The sequence below is a fragment of the Nonomuraea sp. NPDC001636 genome (assembly GCF_040298265.1).
Lineage (GTDB): Bacteria > Actinomycetota > Actinomycetes > Streptosporangiales > Streptosporangiaceae > Nonomuraea.
This window is the reverse complement of the sequence record NZ_JBEOZT010000047.1, coordinates 1-14638: the sequence shown is the minus strand read 5'-3', so window position 1 is coordinate 14638 and position 14638 is coordinate 1. Positions and strand designations below refer to the sequence as shown.

14 protein-coding genes and 1 pseudogene are annotated in these 14638 nt (G+C 69.3%); 11 read left to right on the top strand and 4 right to left on the bottom strand.

Annotation, left to right across the window (positions count from 1 at the left end):
- Positions 1-46: 46 nt before the first annotated feature.
- Positions 47-1009, bottom strand: a complete 963-nt coding sequence (locus tag ABT158_RS47555) for an IS630 family transposase (protein ID WP_352365482.1) — start codon at positions 1007-1009, stop codon at positions 47-49.
- 216 nt (positions 1010-1225) lie between these two features.
- Between ABT158_RS47555 and ABT158_RS47550 the strand changes: the two genes are divergently transcribed.
- The 9 genes and pseudogenes from ABT158_RS47550 to ABT158_RS51380 form a co-directional block, all read left to right on the top strand.
- A complete protein-coding gene (locus ABT158_RS47550; protein ID WP_352365480.1) occupies positions 1226-1696 on the top strand; it encodes a hypothetical protein in 471 nt (156 codons plus the stop codon).
- Positions 1697-2240: 544 nt separating this feature from the next.
- Positions 2241-2399: a hypothetical protein gene (locus ABT158_RS47545; RefSeq protein ID WP_352365478.1), complete on the top strand. Its 159-nt coding sequence runs from the start codon at positions 2241-2243 to the stop codon at positions 2397-2399.
- A gap of 131 nt (positions 2400-2530) precedes the next feature.
- Positions 2531-3814: a serine hydrolase domain-containing protein gene (locus tag ABT158_RS47540; RefSeq protein WP_352365476.1), complete on the top strand. Its 1284-nt coding sequence runs from the start codon at positions 2531-2533 to the stop codon at positions 3812-3814.
- Between the two features lie 125 nt (positions 3815-3939).
- Complete coding sequence (locus tag ABT158_RS47535; RefSeq protein ID WP_352365474.1) at positions 3940-4557, top strand: thiolase C-terminal domain-containing protein; 618 nt, start codon at positions 3940-3942, stop codon at positions 4555-4557.
- A complete protein-coding gene (locus ABT158_RS47530) occupies positions 4554-5450 on the top strand; it encodes a proline racemase family protein (RefSeq protein ID WP_352365472.1) in 897 nt (298 codons plus the stop codon). Before ABT158_RS47535 ends, ABT158_RS47530 begins: the two co-directional genes overlap by 4 nt.
- 248 nt (positions 5451-5698) lie before the next feature.
- Positions 5699-6796 carry a HesA/MoeB/ThiF family protein gene (locus ABT158_RS47525; protein WP_352365470.1) on the top strand — a complete coding sequence of 366 codons (1098 nt, stop codon included), beginning with the start codon at positions 5699-5701 and terminating at the stop codon, positions 6794-6796.
- Positions 6797-6940: 144 nt separating this feature from the next.
- The gene (locus ABT158_RS47520; RefSeq protein WP_352365468.1) at positions 6941-8152 is read left to right on the top strand and encodes a hypothetical protein; all 1212 of its coding nucleotides are present in this window, start codon (positions 6941-6943) and stop codon (positions 8150-8152) included.
- Positions 8153-8193: 41 nt separating this feature from the next.
- Entirely contained in the window at positions 8194-8727 is a 534-nt protein-coding gene (locus ABT158_RS47515) for a serine hydrolase domain-containing protein (protein ID WP_352365467.1), read from the top strand.
- A gap of 159 nt (positions 8728-8886) precedes the next feature.
- A pseudogene (locus ABT158_RS51380) lies at positions 8887-9558 on the top strand (tyrosine-type recombinase/integrase); the annotation flags it as partial.
- A gap of 55 nt (positions 9559-9613) precedes the next feature.
- On the opposite strand, the gene ABT158_RS47500 reads toward ABT158_RS51380, so the two are convergent.
- Complete coding sequence (locus ABT158_RS47500; RefSeq protein ID WP_352365550.1) at positions 9614-9979, bottom strand: DUF4158 domain-containing protein; 366 nt, start codon at positions 9977-9979, stop codon at positions 9614-9616.
- 221 nt (positions 9980-10200) lie between these two features.
- Here ABT158_RS47500 and ABT158_RS47495 point away from each other — a divergent pair, with 221 nt between their 5' ends.
- Positions 10201-12984 carry a DUF5005 domain-containing protein gene (locus tag ABT158_RS47495; RefSeq protein ID WP_352365463.1) on the top strand — a complete coding sequence of 928 codons (2784 nt, stop codon included), beginning with the start codon at positions 10201-10203 and terminating at the stop codon, positions 12982-12984.
- Here ABT158_RS47495 and ABT158_RS47490 read toward each other — a convergent pair.
- Entirely contained in the window at positions 12977-13354 is a 378-nt protein-coding gene (locus tag ABT158_RS47490; protein WP_352365461.1) for a hypothetical protein, read from the bottom strand. The genes ABT158_RS47495 and ABT158_RS47490 overlap by 8 nt on opposite strands.
- A 41-nt stretch (positions 13355-13395) precedes the next feature.
- On the opposite strand from ABT158_RS47490, the gene ABT158_RS47485 reads away from it, so the two are divergent.
- The gene (locus ABT158_RS47485) at positions 13396-13944 is read left to right on the top strand and encodes a hypothetical protein (RefSeq protein ID WP_352365459.1); all 549 of its coding nucleotides are present in this window, start codon (positions 13396-13398) and stop codon (positions 13942-13944) included.
- Here ABT158_RS47485 and ABT158_RS47480 read toward each other — a convergent pair.
- Entirely contained in the window at positions 13899-14405 is a 507-nt protein-coding gene (locus tag ABT158_RS47480) for a site-specific integrase (protein ID WP_352365457.1), read from the bottom strand. The genes ABT158_RS47485 and ABT158_RS47480 overlap by 46 nt on opposite strands.
- Positions 14406-14638: the final 233 nt, after the last annotated feature.

Here is a 14638-nt window from a genome sequence, read left to right as displayed (position 1 = left end):
GCCATGGGCGCGTATGAGCCGTTCCACGGCCGGTCGATGGTGATCCTCACTGCATGAGCTGGCGGCGTGGACCTTCACCTCGAGGACGTCGCGGTACGGGCTCGACCCACCGGCCACAGAGCGCCGGCAGGCAAGCGGCTGGGTCAGGTCGAAGGAGATGGGCGGCGTGGTGGGCTGGATGGTGTCGACCGGATTGATGGTCCCCATCGCGGGGTCCCCGGATCCGATGTCCCGGGGGAGGGTTGGGACCGGCGTCGCACGGCTGCGTCACCCTAGTGAGCCGGTTTTTGAGATTCGGTCGCAGTAGCGGCAGATGCGGTCGAGGATCTGGTCGGCGGTCTTGGTCCACCTGAACGGCTTGGCGTCCTCGTTCCAGACTTTGATCCACTCCTCCGACGCGGCCTTGAGAGCGTCCAAGGAGCAGAAGTTGCCCCGCTCCCAGGCCCGGCTCGACCTGGCGGACGATCTCGTCCAGGAAGTCGCGGAAGTCGACGGCACGGTGACGGGCCGACAGCTTGCCGATCACTTTGCCAGTGGCGGTGTTGAGCGCGGCGAACAGATCGACGGTGCCGTGCCGGACGTGGTCGAAGCTGCGCCGCTCGGGCACGCCGGGCAGCATCGGCAGTGCCGGTGCGCTCCGCTGCAACGCTTGGATCTGCGGTTTCTCGTCGACGGCGAACACCGCGGCATGGGCGGCCCGGGGCCAGATACAGCCCGACCACGTCTTGTCGATCAGCAGCGGATCGGTGGAGATCTTGAAGTCCTGGGTGCGCCAGGGTTGGAGCCCGAACGCCCGCCAGATGCTGGCCACGCTGGTCGGCGAGATGCCCACCGGGCGGGCTAGTTCCCGCTTGGACCAGTGCGTGGACCCGGCCGGCACCTCCTCCAGGGTGCGCACCACCACCTCCTCCCCCTGGACGTCGGTGATGGTGCGCGGCACGCCCGGCCGGGGCTCGTCGGACAGCCCGTCCAGCCGATGGGCCAGGAACCGGCTGCGCCGGCGGGCCACCGCCTGCCTCGGCGTTCGCGTGCGCGCGTGACGTTGAATACGGGAGACCGACCATGGACACCATCAGAATGACCGCCTTGGCGATGGCCGCGGCGATCGTGCTCGACGGCTGCGGGGGTGACGCCGAGCCCTCCGGGAAGGCGCTTCACTCCGTCGAAGTCGGCCGCGACGGCACTGGAGAAGAGGCGCCAGTTCGAATCCGTCAAGGCGGACTGCATGAAGCAGAAGGGCTTCAGGTACATCCCCTATGTGCCACCGGAAGATCCCATGACCGACGACGAGCGCAAGCGCAGAGCCGGCGACTATGAGGCGTTGAAGGCTCAGCGGGCGAAGTACGGCTTCGGGGTCTTCTCGGTGTACGTCTACCTGAAGGGCCCGGACGCCCCCGACTTCATGCCCGACCTCTCAGGGGCCGACCCCAACGGGGATATCTGGACGAAGCTCTCCCCAGCGCAGAGAACAAGCTACTGGAAGGCCGTGGACGCCTGCATCGTCGACGCGGCCAAGCGGGTCCTCGGCAAGGAGCTGAAATCCGGCGAGGACCTGGCAGCGCAGTCCGCCGCCGCGGAGAGGGCGGGTAAGCGCGCGATTCTGGACGATCTGGAGTGCGGCAAGGACTTCTATCGGGTCTACACCCCCGAGCTGGAGGCCATCCATCAGAAAGTCGCCGAGGAGTTCGGCAACTGACGCGCTCACGCTTCGCGTTTCCGTGAACTCCGGCACGACAGGTGCGCGGCCTCCGAGGGCGTGCACGCAGCACAACACAGGCGAGTCCCGGCGACGCACAGCTCGTGTCAGCGGCCATGTCAGCACGACGACGGCCCGGTGTCAGGGCGGTCTGCGAAGGTGAACGTCATGAACGGTTCAGCGACTGAGGCCGGGGGAGATCCGCTCGGGCGATCTGACCTGAGCCGTCCAGCCCTCCGGGCACCGGCAGGGACCGCATTCCACCAGTCGTTCGTTCACTCGACCTTCATCACCGATCTCTGAGAGTCCACCACCATGTCCACCACCCCTTCCGCCGCGGGTCCCCGCCTGGAGCGCCGTCGCGCTGATGTCGACCGCCGGTGCCGCCGACTCGGCCCACCGGGTCGGCACCGACGGCTCCATCGCCCTGACCTCCGCCGCCGCCTGGGCGGGCACGTGCTGGCCAAGGCGCCCAAGGGCGTGAAGTGGGGCAAGGCCGTGGCCGACCTCGCCGACCAGAGTGCTGCCGGCTTTGACGGCTTCGATGAGCCTGCTCAAGCGGGAGGATCCGGCAGAGGCCGACCACTTCCGCAGCACCATCGTCGTCGCCATCGACGCAGCCGCCCGCACCCATCAGGGCGAGCCCAGCCCCACCCTGATGGACATGGCCCGCAAGATCACCGCAGCCCTCGACGCCGCTTGACTCAAGGCCCGCAAACGCACCTGGGCCTCCTGGTACGCGACCTGATCGATGGCCCATACCCATCCCGATCGCCCATCCCCGAATCACCGGACGAGCGCTTCGCATGAGCGCGACAACAGAGACGAGAAGCCATGAATACCCCGTCCACATCAGCGACCCAGGCACGCATCTCCGGCGTGCACCCGCGCCCGGCCAGCCGCGGCGATGCCTTCCGGCGCGTGGCGGTCACCGCGCTGGCGGCCGCGCTGCTGGCCGGAGCCGCCACCCCCGCGATGGCCACCGCGGACAGCAGAGCCGTGTCGAAGGCCGCCGCCGCACAGGACCGCCCGGAGCTGCAGAAGGCCATCCAGGCGTTCGTCGATGCCGGTCTCGCCGCCGGGATGCAGATGCGGGTGAACGATGAGCAAGGCGAGTGGGTCGGCAGCGCCGGGGTGCGCAGGCTGGGCACGAGCGCCAAGCCGCCGACGAACGGGTACTTCCGGATCGGCAGCAGCACCAAGAACTTCACCGCGACCCTGATGCTGAAACTGGTGGAGGCCGGCGAGATCGGGCTGGACGCCACGGTGGCCGACTACCTGCCCCAGTTCAAGCTGGACCGGCGGATCACTGTGCGGATGTTGCTGCAGCACACCACCGGGCTGTTCGACTACAGCTTCGACATCGACCCCGACGGGAAGCCGGTGTCCTTGATCCCCTGGCAGGGCAAGGAGTGGGTGGCCAAGCGCTTCCACACCTACACCGACGAGCAGCTGGTACGGCTGACGTTGACCAGGCCGGCGAAGTTCGAGCCGGGGACGAGATGGAGCTACGGCAACGTCAACTACGTGCTGACCAAGCTGCTGATCGAGAAGGTCACCGGCCATTCCTACGCCGTGGAGATGAAGCGGCGGATCCTGGGGCCGCTCAAGCTGCAGCACACCGTGGTGCCGGGCGCCTGGACGGGTATGCCCGCGCCGTACGCCCACGCCTACTACCGCTACCAGGACGCCACCGACCAGTGGAAGGTCATTGACGTCACCCGCCAGAACCCCTCGTGGATCTCGGGCGCGGGCGAGATCATCTCGACCACGGAGGATCTGCGTACGTTCTTCTCCGCGCTGAACAGCGGCAAGCTTCTGCCGGCCGGGCTGCTGACCCAGATGCGCAAGCCGCACCCCAACAGCGCCGGTCTCTTCGGCAGCTACGGCCTCGGGCTGTACGTGCAGGACCTGGGCCCGAACTGCGGCGGCGTCGTCTACAACCACGACGGCAGCAACAACGGCTACGGGGCGCTGATGTACAGCACGCCCGACGGCAAGAAGACCCTGACCGCCTCGATCACCACCGGTGACGCCGCCGCGGACGTGGCGACGGAGTTCCCGAAGGCGTTGAACAACCTGGTCAAGACGGTGTTCTGCGACGGGCAGGCTCAGTAGACGGGCCGAGCGGGCCTCGGGCACTGCCTGGAAGAGGGGGTCGCAGACGCACAGGGGGTGCCGGTCGGGCCGGGCCGGCTCCGCCGCACGCCCAGTTCCAGGACGTCTACACCGTCGAAGACATCATGGACGCCGAGATGGTCTACGCCGACGCGGGCCTGACCAGGCTGATGTGCTCGCCGACGTCCGACGGCTCCGGCGCCGTGGTGCTCGCCGGCGCGAGGTTCGTCGAGGAGAACGGCCTCGGTGACCGCGCGATCGAGATCGTCGGCCAGGCGATGGTCACCGACCTGCGCTCGACCTTCGACAGCAACAGCGCGATCAACCTGGTCGGCACGGACATGAGCCGGAAGGCGGCGGAGAAGGTCTACGCCCGGTCCGGGCTCACCCCGGACGACGTCGACGTGATCGAGCTGCACGACTGCTTCGCCCCGAACGAGCTGTTCACCTATGAGGCGCTCGGCCTGGCCGAGGAGGGCGAGGGGCACCTGCTGGTCGACAACGACGACACCACCTATGGCGGCCGTTGGGTGGTGAACCCGTCCGGCGGCCTCATCTCCAAGGGCCACCCTCTCGGCGCCACCGGCCTGGCCCAATGCGCCGAGCTCACGTGGCAGCTCCGCGGCGAGGCCGGCGCCCGCCAGGTGGACGGCGCAACCGTCGCCCTCCAGCACAACATCGGACTCGGCGGCGCCGTCGTCGTGACCGCCTACCAGCCCGCCAACCGTGGCGGCACGCTGTGATACCGCCGGCGTTCGGAGACGCCGAAGGCCAGCCGGTCGCCTGCTACGACGCCACGGCGGTGCCTCATTCCGGGGCGCGGATGCGCGAGGTGCCCGCCCTCATGGCGGACACGCTGGAGGAGATCCGGCGCGACTACTTCGAAGCACGGGCCGGGGACCCCGGCGCGATCGTCGCGGTCCTGGTCACGCCCGTCCGGAGCGAGGCGGACCTCGGGCTGGTCTTCATGGCCGCCGACGGACCGCTCGACGGTTGCGGTGAGGCGAGCATGTTCGCCGCGATGCTCGTTCTCGGGTCCCGGCCTGAGGTGCGGCTCGAGACGGGCGCGGGCCTGATCACCGCCCGGTCTTCGGGAGAGGCCCGCATCACCCTCACCATGCCTCCGGGGACCTCCCGGGTCGACGTCGCCGAAGTCTCCTACGAGGGCAAGCGGCTCCAGGTCCGTACCGTGACGGCCGGAGGCAACGTCTTCGCCGCGGTTTCCGCGGCCGAGCTGGAGTTGGAGGTCTCCGCCGCGGGAGCGCCCGCCCTCACCGAGCATGGCTCGGCCCTCCTCGGCACCCTCCGCGCGGGCCCGGCGCGCCCGCACATGCTCCTGCTCACCACACCGGTGACCTCCGCGCGAACGACCAGCGCGGTGGTCTGGGGCGACGCGGTCCTGCACATGGGGCCGTGCGGCACCGGCACGTGCGCTCGCTGCAGCCTGGCGGTCGAGGACGGCGACGTGGTTCCGGGCAGCCGCCTGGCAGCCTCGACGTCCTCCGGAGTGGTCTACTCCTCCTTCCAGCGCGCGTCGCAGTGCTCGCCGGGCGGGCGAAGCGCAGTCCCCATCCGTACCCGAGGCGCGGCGCCTCGGCGCGGCACTGGACCTGGCCTTGGCCTTCCTCCGCCCTGAGAGATCCACATCGTGCTTCCGACGATCAGGGCGAGTTCGTACCTCTCGGCGCTGGCTGGTGCGGCGATCGCGCCGGCTGATCGGAAGGAGGGAGCGAGCCGCTGTCCGTGCCGCCGTTGCCAAGGAATAGTGCGTGCTCCGCCAACGACTTCCATGATCCGCCGTGCGTAAGCTGCCCACGTCGACCGCGACGCCGTCTGCTCATCGAGCTTCAGGACGACGGCTTCACCGGACACATCGGAGGACGCATGCGGCCACGCCTCAAGAACGTCGCCTGGCAACGGGTGGGCGATGACCTCCACCTCGTGTACGACCTGCGAGACCGGTTGATCGTGACCGACCCCGGCGGCCAGGTGGAGAAGCTCCTCGCCCTGCTGCGCGAGGGCGGCCGCACCGTCAGCGAGCTCGCCGGCGACCTGGCGCTCCCCGTCCAGGACGTGCTCGGCGCGATCGAGGCCCTCGACGCCGAGCGACTGCTGGAGGACGGCGATCGCCTGGGCATCCTCGACGCCGCCGAAGCCGAGCGCCACTTCAGCAACCTGGCCTTCTTCGAGTCGTTCGGCACGCTGACACGCAGCCGCGAGGACCTGCAACGCCGGATGCGCGAGTCGCACGTGCTCGTCCTCGGCACCGGCGGCCTCAACTCCAACACGATCCCGCATCTCAGCGGGCTGGGCGTCGGCAGGATGACGCTGGTCGACAGGGACACCGTCGACGTGCGCAACTTCGCCAGGCAGTACCTCTACCGCTGGGAGGACCTCGGCGCCAGGAAGGTCGAACGGGCGGCGGAGTGGGTGCACGCCTTCGACCCGGCCATCAAGGTCCAGGCGATCGACACGGGCATCGAGAGCGCCGAGCAACTGGCCGAGCTCCTCGACGAGACACGCCCCGACGTGGTCGCCTCGGGGATCGACCAGCCCAAGGAGGTCGACCTCTGGGTCAACGCGGCCTGCGTGGGGCACGGCGTGCCGTTCGTACGCGGCGGCATCACGGTCACCAAGGGAATCGTCTGGTCGGTCGCGCCGGGGGAGAGCGCCTGCAGGGCCTGCGTCCCCGCCGATCCGACCAGGCCCGAAGGCCACGCCGACCCCGACGAGCCCGCACTGAGCGCCGAGATCGCCGCGGCCCGCCTGTTCTACAGCAGGCCGCAACCCAACCGCGGCATCGGCCCCGTCGCCGGTCTGCTCGGCGCGCTCGGCGCCTTCGAGGTGCTGCGCTACCTGACCGGCTTCGAGCCACCGGCATACGCCGGCAGGCCACTCACCATCGACTTCGCCGGCGCCTGCGCCATGAGTCAGGTCGAGTGGTCCCGCAATCCCGAGTGTGCGACCTGCGGAAGGAGTTGACCACAATGAAGATCGAGATCGTGCGGATCGAGAACACCCGCCTGACCGGACTGAACACGCCCGACTCCTGACCATCGCGAGCGCACCCCGGCGTCGGTCGGGGTGCGCTCTGCCTCTGTCGCTCCGCAAGCTCCAGGAGGACGGATGTCCGCCATCGCCGACCGGGACCTGCGCGAACGGGCCGCCCGGCTCACCGTCGCCTTCGACGGTGACGCCTGGATCCTGGGTCGCCCCGACCTCGGAATCTTCGTCGCGGTGCCGGAGCCGGGCGCGGTGTTCGTCACCACACTGCAGGAGGGCGGCTCGGCCGCCGAGGCCGCGAGGCGGGCGAGCGAGGTGGCGGGCGAGGAGGTCGACGGCGCCGACTTCCTCGACGGTCTCACCGGCGCCGGCCTGCTCGACCCGCCCGCACCGCTCGGAGAACGAGCCCCCAGCGGCTGGATCGAGGGACTCGGCCAGGACACGGCGGCCAGATTCTTCGGCAGGACCGCCTGGACGTGCTACGCGGCGGCAGCGGTCTTCGTCGTGACTGTCCTGGCCTTCACACCCGAGTTGCGCCCCTCGTGGAAGGACGCCTGGTTTCTGCCGAGCGCCGCACTGTCGATGCTCACCTACCTGCTCGTCGACATCGCCTTCAGCGCCCTGCACGAGGCATGGCACTGGGTCGCGGGCAGGGCGCTCGGCGTCCCCGCCACGTTCAGGGTCAGCTACCGGGGCCTCTACATCGTTTTCGAGACCGACCTGACCCAGATCGTGAACGTGCCGCGCCGCCGCAGGTATGGGGCCTATCTGGCGGGCATGGCGATCGACGTCGTGGTCGTGGCGACGGCGTTGGGGCTGCGGCTGCTCGACAGGGCCGGGGTGCTCACACTGCCTGAGACGCTGAGCGGTCTTCTTGGCGCGGTGGTGTTGTATCGGCTCGTCGGGATCGTCTGGCAGTGGGCCGCGGTGCCGATGCGCAGTGACGGCTACGCCGTGCTGGCCAACGCGTTGCGCTGCCACAACCTGTACCGGGTCACGTGGCTGACTGCCAAGGCCGGGCTCTTCCGGCTGCCTGCCGCCGAGGCGGCCGAGCTGGCCTCGGCGGGCGAGCGTGATCGGCGCGTGGCGCGCTGGTTCGCCCTGCTGTACGTGGCGGGGGTCGTGGTCATGGCCGGCATGTTCGTGCTCGTGGCCCTGCCGCTGCTGCTTGCCCTCGCTCAGTGGGGCTTGGTACGGCTGAGTGCCGGCACCATGGGTTCGGCCGCGTTCTGGGAGGCGCTTGCCGTGACGGCGTACGTGGCGACACAGCTTGCCCTGCCCCCGCTCCTCGCACTCAGGGAGCGCCGCCTGCGGAGGTCGGGCAGGCTCCTGTGAGAGGTGCTGCAGTGACGTCGTCATCTCGTCTATGAACGGACATGGCGGATGCCCAGAAACACGTGCAGCGACTGCTCGACGAGTTGGTTGCTTCTAGACGGGAGACCGGCGTCCAGGTGGCCGCCCGCCTGCATGGCGAGCGGGTCGTGAACACCGGCGCGGGCCTCGCCGACCCGTGCGCGGAGCGGCCGGTGGACGACCGAACACTGTTCCACTCCTGGTCCACCGGCAAGGGACTGACTGCGGCGGTCGTGCACGTGCTGGCCGACCGCGGCAGACTCAGTTACGACAGGCCGGTCGCCGAGTACTGGCCGGAGTTCGCCGCGCACGGCAAGCAAGGCATCACGCTGGCTCACGTTCTCGTCCACACGGCGGGCGTGCCCAGGCGCCGGCCGGAACCACGCCGGGCGACCTGCGGGACCGGGGGAGCATGTGCGACCGGATCGCCGACCTGGCGCCGCTGTGGCCCTGGGCACCGTCACCGGATACCACGCGCTGACCTTCCGCTACATCCTCGAGGAGGTCGTCAGCCGCGTTGCGTTCGTCAGACACAGTCACCGCTTCACGGACTTTGATCCAGATCGGCTAGACATCAACGAATCACGGCGGGCTCGGTCAGTTCGGGTTCTGCCCCTTTGAGCGGTGCCCGGCCTGAATGGCGAGGGTCTGGGCCGGGCTCGGGATGTCGGGACGTGACTGTGCGGCTGCCCTGCGCCCGCCCGGTTGGCGGGACGATGAAAGCGACCTCAGTGCTGTCTCCGAGGACACCAGAGCTGCGAATCGTCCATGCAGCTTCGAGGTCAGCGCGAGCGGAGAAAGGTCAGTGCGGCGAGCACTCTGCGGTGGTCGTCGGCATCCGGGCCGAGGTTCAGCTTGGTGTATACGCCGGTGACGTGCTGGCCACGGCGGCCTCTGACACATACAGGCGCTGGGCGATCGCACTGTTCGACCGATCCTCGGCAACCAGCGCGAGCACCTTGCGTTCGCGTGGCGAGAGCGCGCGCGAGAAGCCGCTGTGGCGGATGCTCCACGAAACGGCGGCCAGAGCGGCTGAGATCCTGGCGCTGAACGTCGAGGACCTCGACCTGGAGCATCGCCGCGCCCCGGTCCGGTCCAAGGGCAGCTCGATCGAGTGGGTGTACTGGGACAGCGGCACCGCCCACCCGCTGCCACGCCTGCTCCGGCTCCCGGACGGCAGCACGCGCACGCGCGGCCCGCTGTTCCTGTCCGAACGCCGCCCCGCCCGCGCCCGCCGCCCGGCGGCCGCCGACATCTGCCCGCACACCGGCCGCGCCCGCCTGGGCTACGACCGCGCCCGCGTCCTGCTGGACAAGCACGCCGGCCTCGATCTGCACCAGCTGCGCCACAGCGCCGCCACCCACCTCGGCGAGGCCGAAGTCCCCCTGCAGCTCATCATGGGCAGGACCCGGCACAAGGACCCCCGCACCGCCATGCGCTACGTCAACCCCGGCCCCGAGGCCATCGCCAAGGCCACCGAGCTCCTGGCACCCCGCCGCCGCACCCATGCTCGGTTCGCGTCTTCGCCCGCCGCCCGTAGGACCGCAGTCCGGCTGGGTCGACGGCGAGTTGGTCGGCCAGCCTGGCCACCGCCACCGGCGGCGCCGCCGACACTTTGTCCGGCACGAATCCGAGCCACGGCAACGTGGACAGGGCTACGGCCAGCCCCAGCCGATCGGCCGGACCTCGGCCCGGGCCGGGATCGACGAACGCGACATCAGCTGATGGCAGGGTGAAGAACCGAAACAGCTCGTCTCGGCCGATCTCCGGGAATCCCCGCAGCCGCTCCAGCTCCTCATTCGCGAACACCTGCGTCGCCAAGAACGACCTCCAGCCAGCCCCACAGATACCAAGCCCAGAAGCCTACTCGGCTATATCCGCCCGATTTTCGGCCGTTACTACTGAGACCCCTTCGTGGACCGGGGCTGCTTTTTGAGGGTAGTTAGTGCTGAACGCACACTTCATTGCCATGGAGCGCAACGGCATTCGATCGGCTGTCGCCGACCTGACGATCATGTGATACTCCGCGCATGAAGCGCGCGGTCTTAGCGGGTCTGCTGATACTTCTCCTCCCCGCCGTCGTTCTCTCCCGCCCGGCTCAGGCAACAAGCCTCTTCGGGCCGAACGAACGGATCGTCAGCGCCTACCAGGCGGGCGAACTGTCGGTCGACGACATGATCAGGTACGGCGTGGCGTCGGTGACCGCCCCCGAGACGGTGCCCGCGCGGCTGCGCCCGACCGGCCCGCTCTCGACGAATGCCGAGACCTATCTCACCTACCTGTCAGCGATGTCGGCGAAAGCCTCCGGCGCCGCCAAGCAGGTGCTTTCACCCCCGGGACTGCGAAGTACCGGGAATTCCTTCTTCGACTGCGCGCACGACGAGCCGTACCGATTCCTGAGAAAGGACTACCACTGCTGGGCCAACGTCGATAACTTCGTCATCTTCTACAACCTCGACACCGGTGGCGGCGGCGTGCCTCCCACGCCTGCCGAGCCGAGCGGACGCCCGACCGCGATCCAGAACGCGGTCGACGCCGTCTCCATCGCGGCCAGGACATATCGCTCGATGGGATTCGAGATCTCCGACAATCCGGCGGTGCCGCACGCCATCTTCTTCGGCACCGACCAGTTCTGCGACCCCGTGCTCGACAACCTCTGCTCCCCCAAGTTGAGGAATCCGTTCGTCCTGCCGATCGGCTACAACTTCCTGCCGACGATCTTGATGCCGTCGAATCCGGTGTACTACGACTATCTGCCGCGCCACGAGCTCTTCCACGTGTTCCAGTACTCCTACTGGAAGGCAGGAAAGGTGGCTCAGGACTTCTTCCGGCAGTTCATCGACACGGACGCCTTCGGGTCGATGAACTGGTGGATGGAGGCGACCGCGGAATGGGCGGCCCATCAGACCTACCTCCGCGCCCCCTCGCACGTCCCCTATCCCTCCCAGCGCGACATGTACGCCGATCACGTGGATGACTTCCTGGCCAAACCCATGCTGGCGTTGAACGGCTGGGACGGCCTGGGCGGGCCACGCCAGTACGGCGCCTTCCTGCTGCCCCTCTACCTGACGGAACAGGTCGGCCCTGACTTCGTGCGGAGCACCTGGGAGCAGATCCGCAGCGCGGGCTCCGCCCCCATCACCGCCATCCAGGCCTCGCTCGGCGGGCGCGACTTGCGAGTGCTTCTGCACGGCTTCGCCATCGCCAACTACCGCCTGGCCGCCCCGCAGTACGGCGCGGCGGAGAACGGCTATCGCGACCCCGACGTCGCCCTGTGGCGAAGCGAACTCGAGCAGGAGCAGGCCACGGAGGGCGACTCGCTCGGCGGCGCCCGCCCGATGAGGAGCTCGAACGCCGCGTTCGTCGGCTACAACGAGGTGGCTGGCGGCGCGCTGCTGCCGGGCGGCAGCTCCTACACCGACTTCACGGCCCAGCAGGGGGCGGCGCCGGCCACGCTCACGATCAAGGGCTTCAACGTGGCGCCCGGCCAGCCGGTGCCGCGCGTCGCGTGGAGCGTCCTGGTATGGGCACAGGCGGGAGAGGGTTCCGACACGTTGTCGGCGTACCCGACGGCAGAGTACGTGCGCTCACCCGATTCCACCGGGACGGTGGAGATCGAGAACTTCCGCTATCCGATGGTGGCGACGCTGGTCAAGACCCGCCTCGACCTTCGCACCTCCTCCGCGGCCGCGAGCAACGACTGGACCAACCCCTTCTGGAGCGTCGGCAACTACGTCCCGTTCCAGCGCCGCTCCTGTGCCCTACGACCGCCCGTGCTCGGGCCTCCCCAGCTGGACGCCTACCCGGTCGGCACGTTCAACGCCTACGCCGCCTCCACCCCGGACGGCTGGACCGGCGGCGACTCCACCTTCTCCATGCCCCTGCCAGGAGGCCGCACGCTCTGGCTGTTCTCCGACACCTTCCTCGGGCCGCTCAACGCCAACGGCACCAGACCAACGACCGCCAGGATCATCAACAACTCGTTCGTCCTGCAGGACGGGGACAAGCTCACCACCGTGCACGGCGGCACGGCCTCGGATCCCCGGGCGCTCCTGCCGCCGCCGGACGGCACGCACTGGTACTGGAGCGGCGACGGCTTCGTCACCGGCGACCGGCTGCAGGTGATGTTCAACAAGTACCGCCTCGAGGGCACCGGCCCGATGCCGTTCGCCTTCGACCAGAACGTGGTCGCTACGTTCTCGCTGAGCGATCTGACCAAGCCGAAGAGCGTCACCCCGCTGCCCTCGCGCGCCGGCGTGGCCTGGGGGTCGGCGATCCTGCCCGCGAGCCGCAGCGGCGACGGCTACACCTACGTCTACGGCGTGTCGGACGCGCCGATCAACAAGAAGATGAAGGTGGCCCGGGTGCGGGGCGACGACCTGCGCGTCGGCCGGTGGCAGTTCTACACCCCGTGGGGCTGGAGCGAGGTCGAGGAGCACGCCGCGGAAACGCTGAGCGGCATCGCGAACGAGTACAGCGTCACCCCGTGGCGGGGCCAGTTCCTCATGGTCAGCCAGGACAGCACGGAGGCGTTCAACGGTCTGATCAACGCCTTCACCTCGTGCGACCCGTTCGACGGCTTCACCAACAGGACTCCCGTCTACCGGATGCCCGAGCCCGGCCCGTTCGGCAGCTACCTCGACGGCGACGTCATCTCCTACAACCCGCACGTGCACTTCGAGCAGAGCACCGACGCCTCGCTGCTGATCTCCTACAACGTCAACAGCATGGACAACAGGGCCCAGCCGGACGCCGACCACTATCGCGACCCGAGCATCTACCGGCCACGCTTCATCCGGGTGGCGATCAGCTAGCCGTACTCGATCGTCGGGCGTCGCGCCGCTTCGCCGTACAGGCGGCGATCGCCAGCAGGACGAGTGCGAAAGCCAGGTAATAGGCCAGAGCCCACCACGGAGGCAGCGAAGAGGTCGAGGGCGTGAGGGCGGGCGGGGCCGGCTGGCCTGTGCCGGGATCGGGGGCGCCGATGAGGAACTGTTTGGCGACGTTGAAGGGCAACCACCGGTAGATCCCCGCCCCCACGCCGGGGACCGCCTGCACGAGCGACTCGGCGATCATGGCGTACCCCAGCAGCAGCGTCAGGACGGCGGCGGCGTGCCTGACCATCGCCCCGACCGCGACCGCGATGACGCCGGCGAACGCGTAGTAGCCGGCGACGCCCACCACGGGGGTGTCATCAGTGGCGCAGCCACCCCGACCTGGTGTGGATGATCACCTCGCTGGACACCGGCTTCACCAAATCCCGGTCGAACCGGGCCCGCGCCGGTACGGGTGATCGCGGACATCGGCGCGCCGGCCTTGGCAGCGGAGGTGGCGCCGCCCGCGCGCAGGCCCTGGGCGGTGTAGGCCTCGGCGTGGTCGAGATCGGCGGCTGTCGCGGCCCGTTTGACGATCAGGTTGATCGACTGCGGGGTCAGCCGTTCACGGCGGCCGCGCCCGGCAGCCGGATGGGCGCGGGCGGCGATGCGGCCGTGCCGGTCGATCGGGCGGAACAGCGGCCCGGTCGTCACGCCGGCGCTGGTCAGGTCGGCGAGCCATGCGCGGGTCACCCGGATGGGGCAGGTCTGCGGGTGCTGGCCGTAGGGGATGGCGACGATCTCGCCGTGGGCGTTCTGATCGGTCTTGCTGAACGGGACGTACACCTCCAGGCCGTCGGTGGTGAAGGTGAGGTCGTCGACGTCGATGTCGGCGATCTCCGAGCGGCGGCCCATCAGGGCGAAGCCGAGCACGAGGACGGCGCGGTCGCGGCGTCCTGAGGGGGGCCGGCGGGCAGGGCGTCGACCATCGCGCGCAGCCGGTCGACGGTGATCGGCGGAGACTTGCGGGGACGGTGGCCCTGCTGGGCGCGCTCGCGGCGGTAGGCGCGCAGGGCCAGCCGGGCCGCGGTGGTGGCGGGTTTGGCGAGCTGTGCGTGGTCGTGTGCGGCCAGTACGCAGGCCAGCGCGCGGTCGATGGTGGAGGGGGCGTAGTGCTGGGCGGCCAGGTGGGCGACGTAGTTGGCCAGGGTCGCGGGGGTGGCGGGCAGCAGGGTGCGGCCGGTGGAGGCGCACCAGGTGGCGTAGGCGCCGAAGTCGCGGGCGTAGGCCAGGCGGGTGTTGGCGGCCAGGCCCTCGTCGACCAGCCGGGCCGTCCGGCCCTCCAGGAGGTGCTCATCCGGGGCGGGCGGCGCAAGGACGCGCTCCGGCAGCCGTTCGGGAGCGCCCATATGGTTTTCCATGATCAACTTCCTGGTTAGCGATAAGAGCTTATCGAAGCCTAGGTTCGCAGAGGGTGACGCGCTCGACACGGGCCTCAGAGGAACAACGGAACTGCCGATCGCCAGGGCACCAGATCGAACGAGTCAGGACACAGACTGTGAGGTGCCCAGCAGATTCCGGACAGTCAGCTACATAAGCTGACAGAAGTCTGGAAGAGGTAGGTACGTGACGAGGCGTCGTAGGCAGTTCTCGC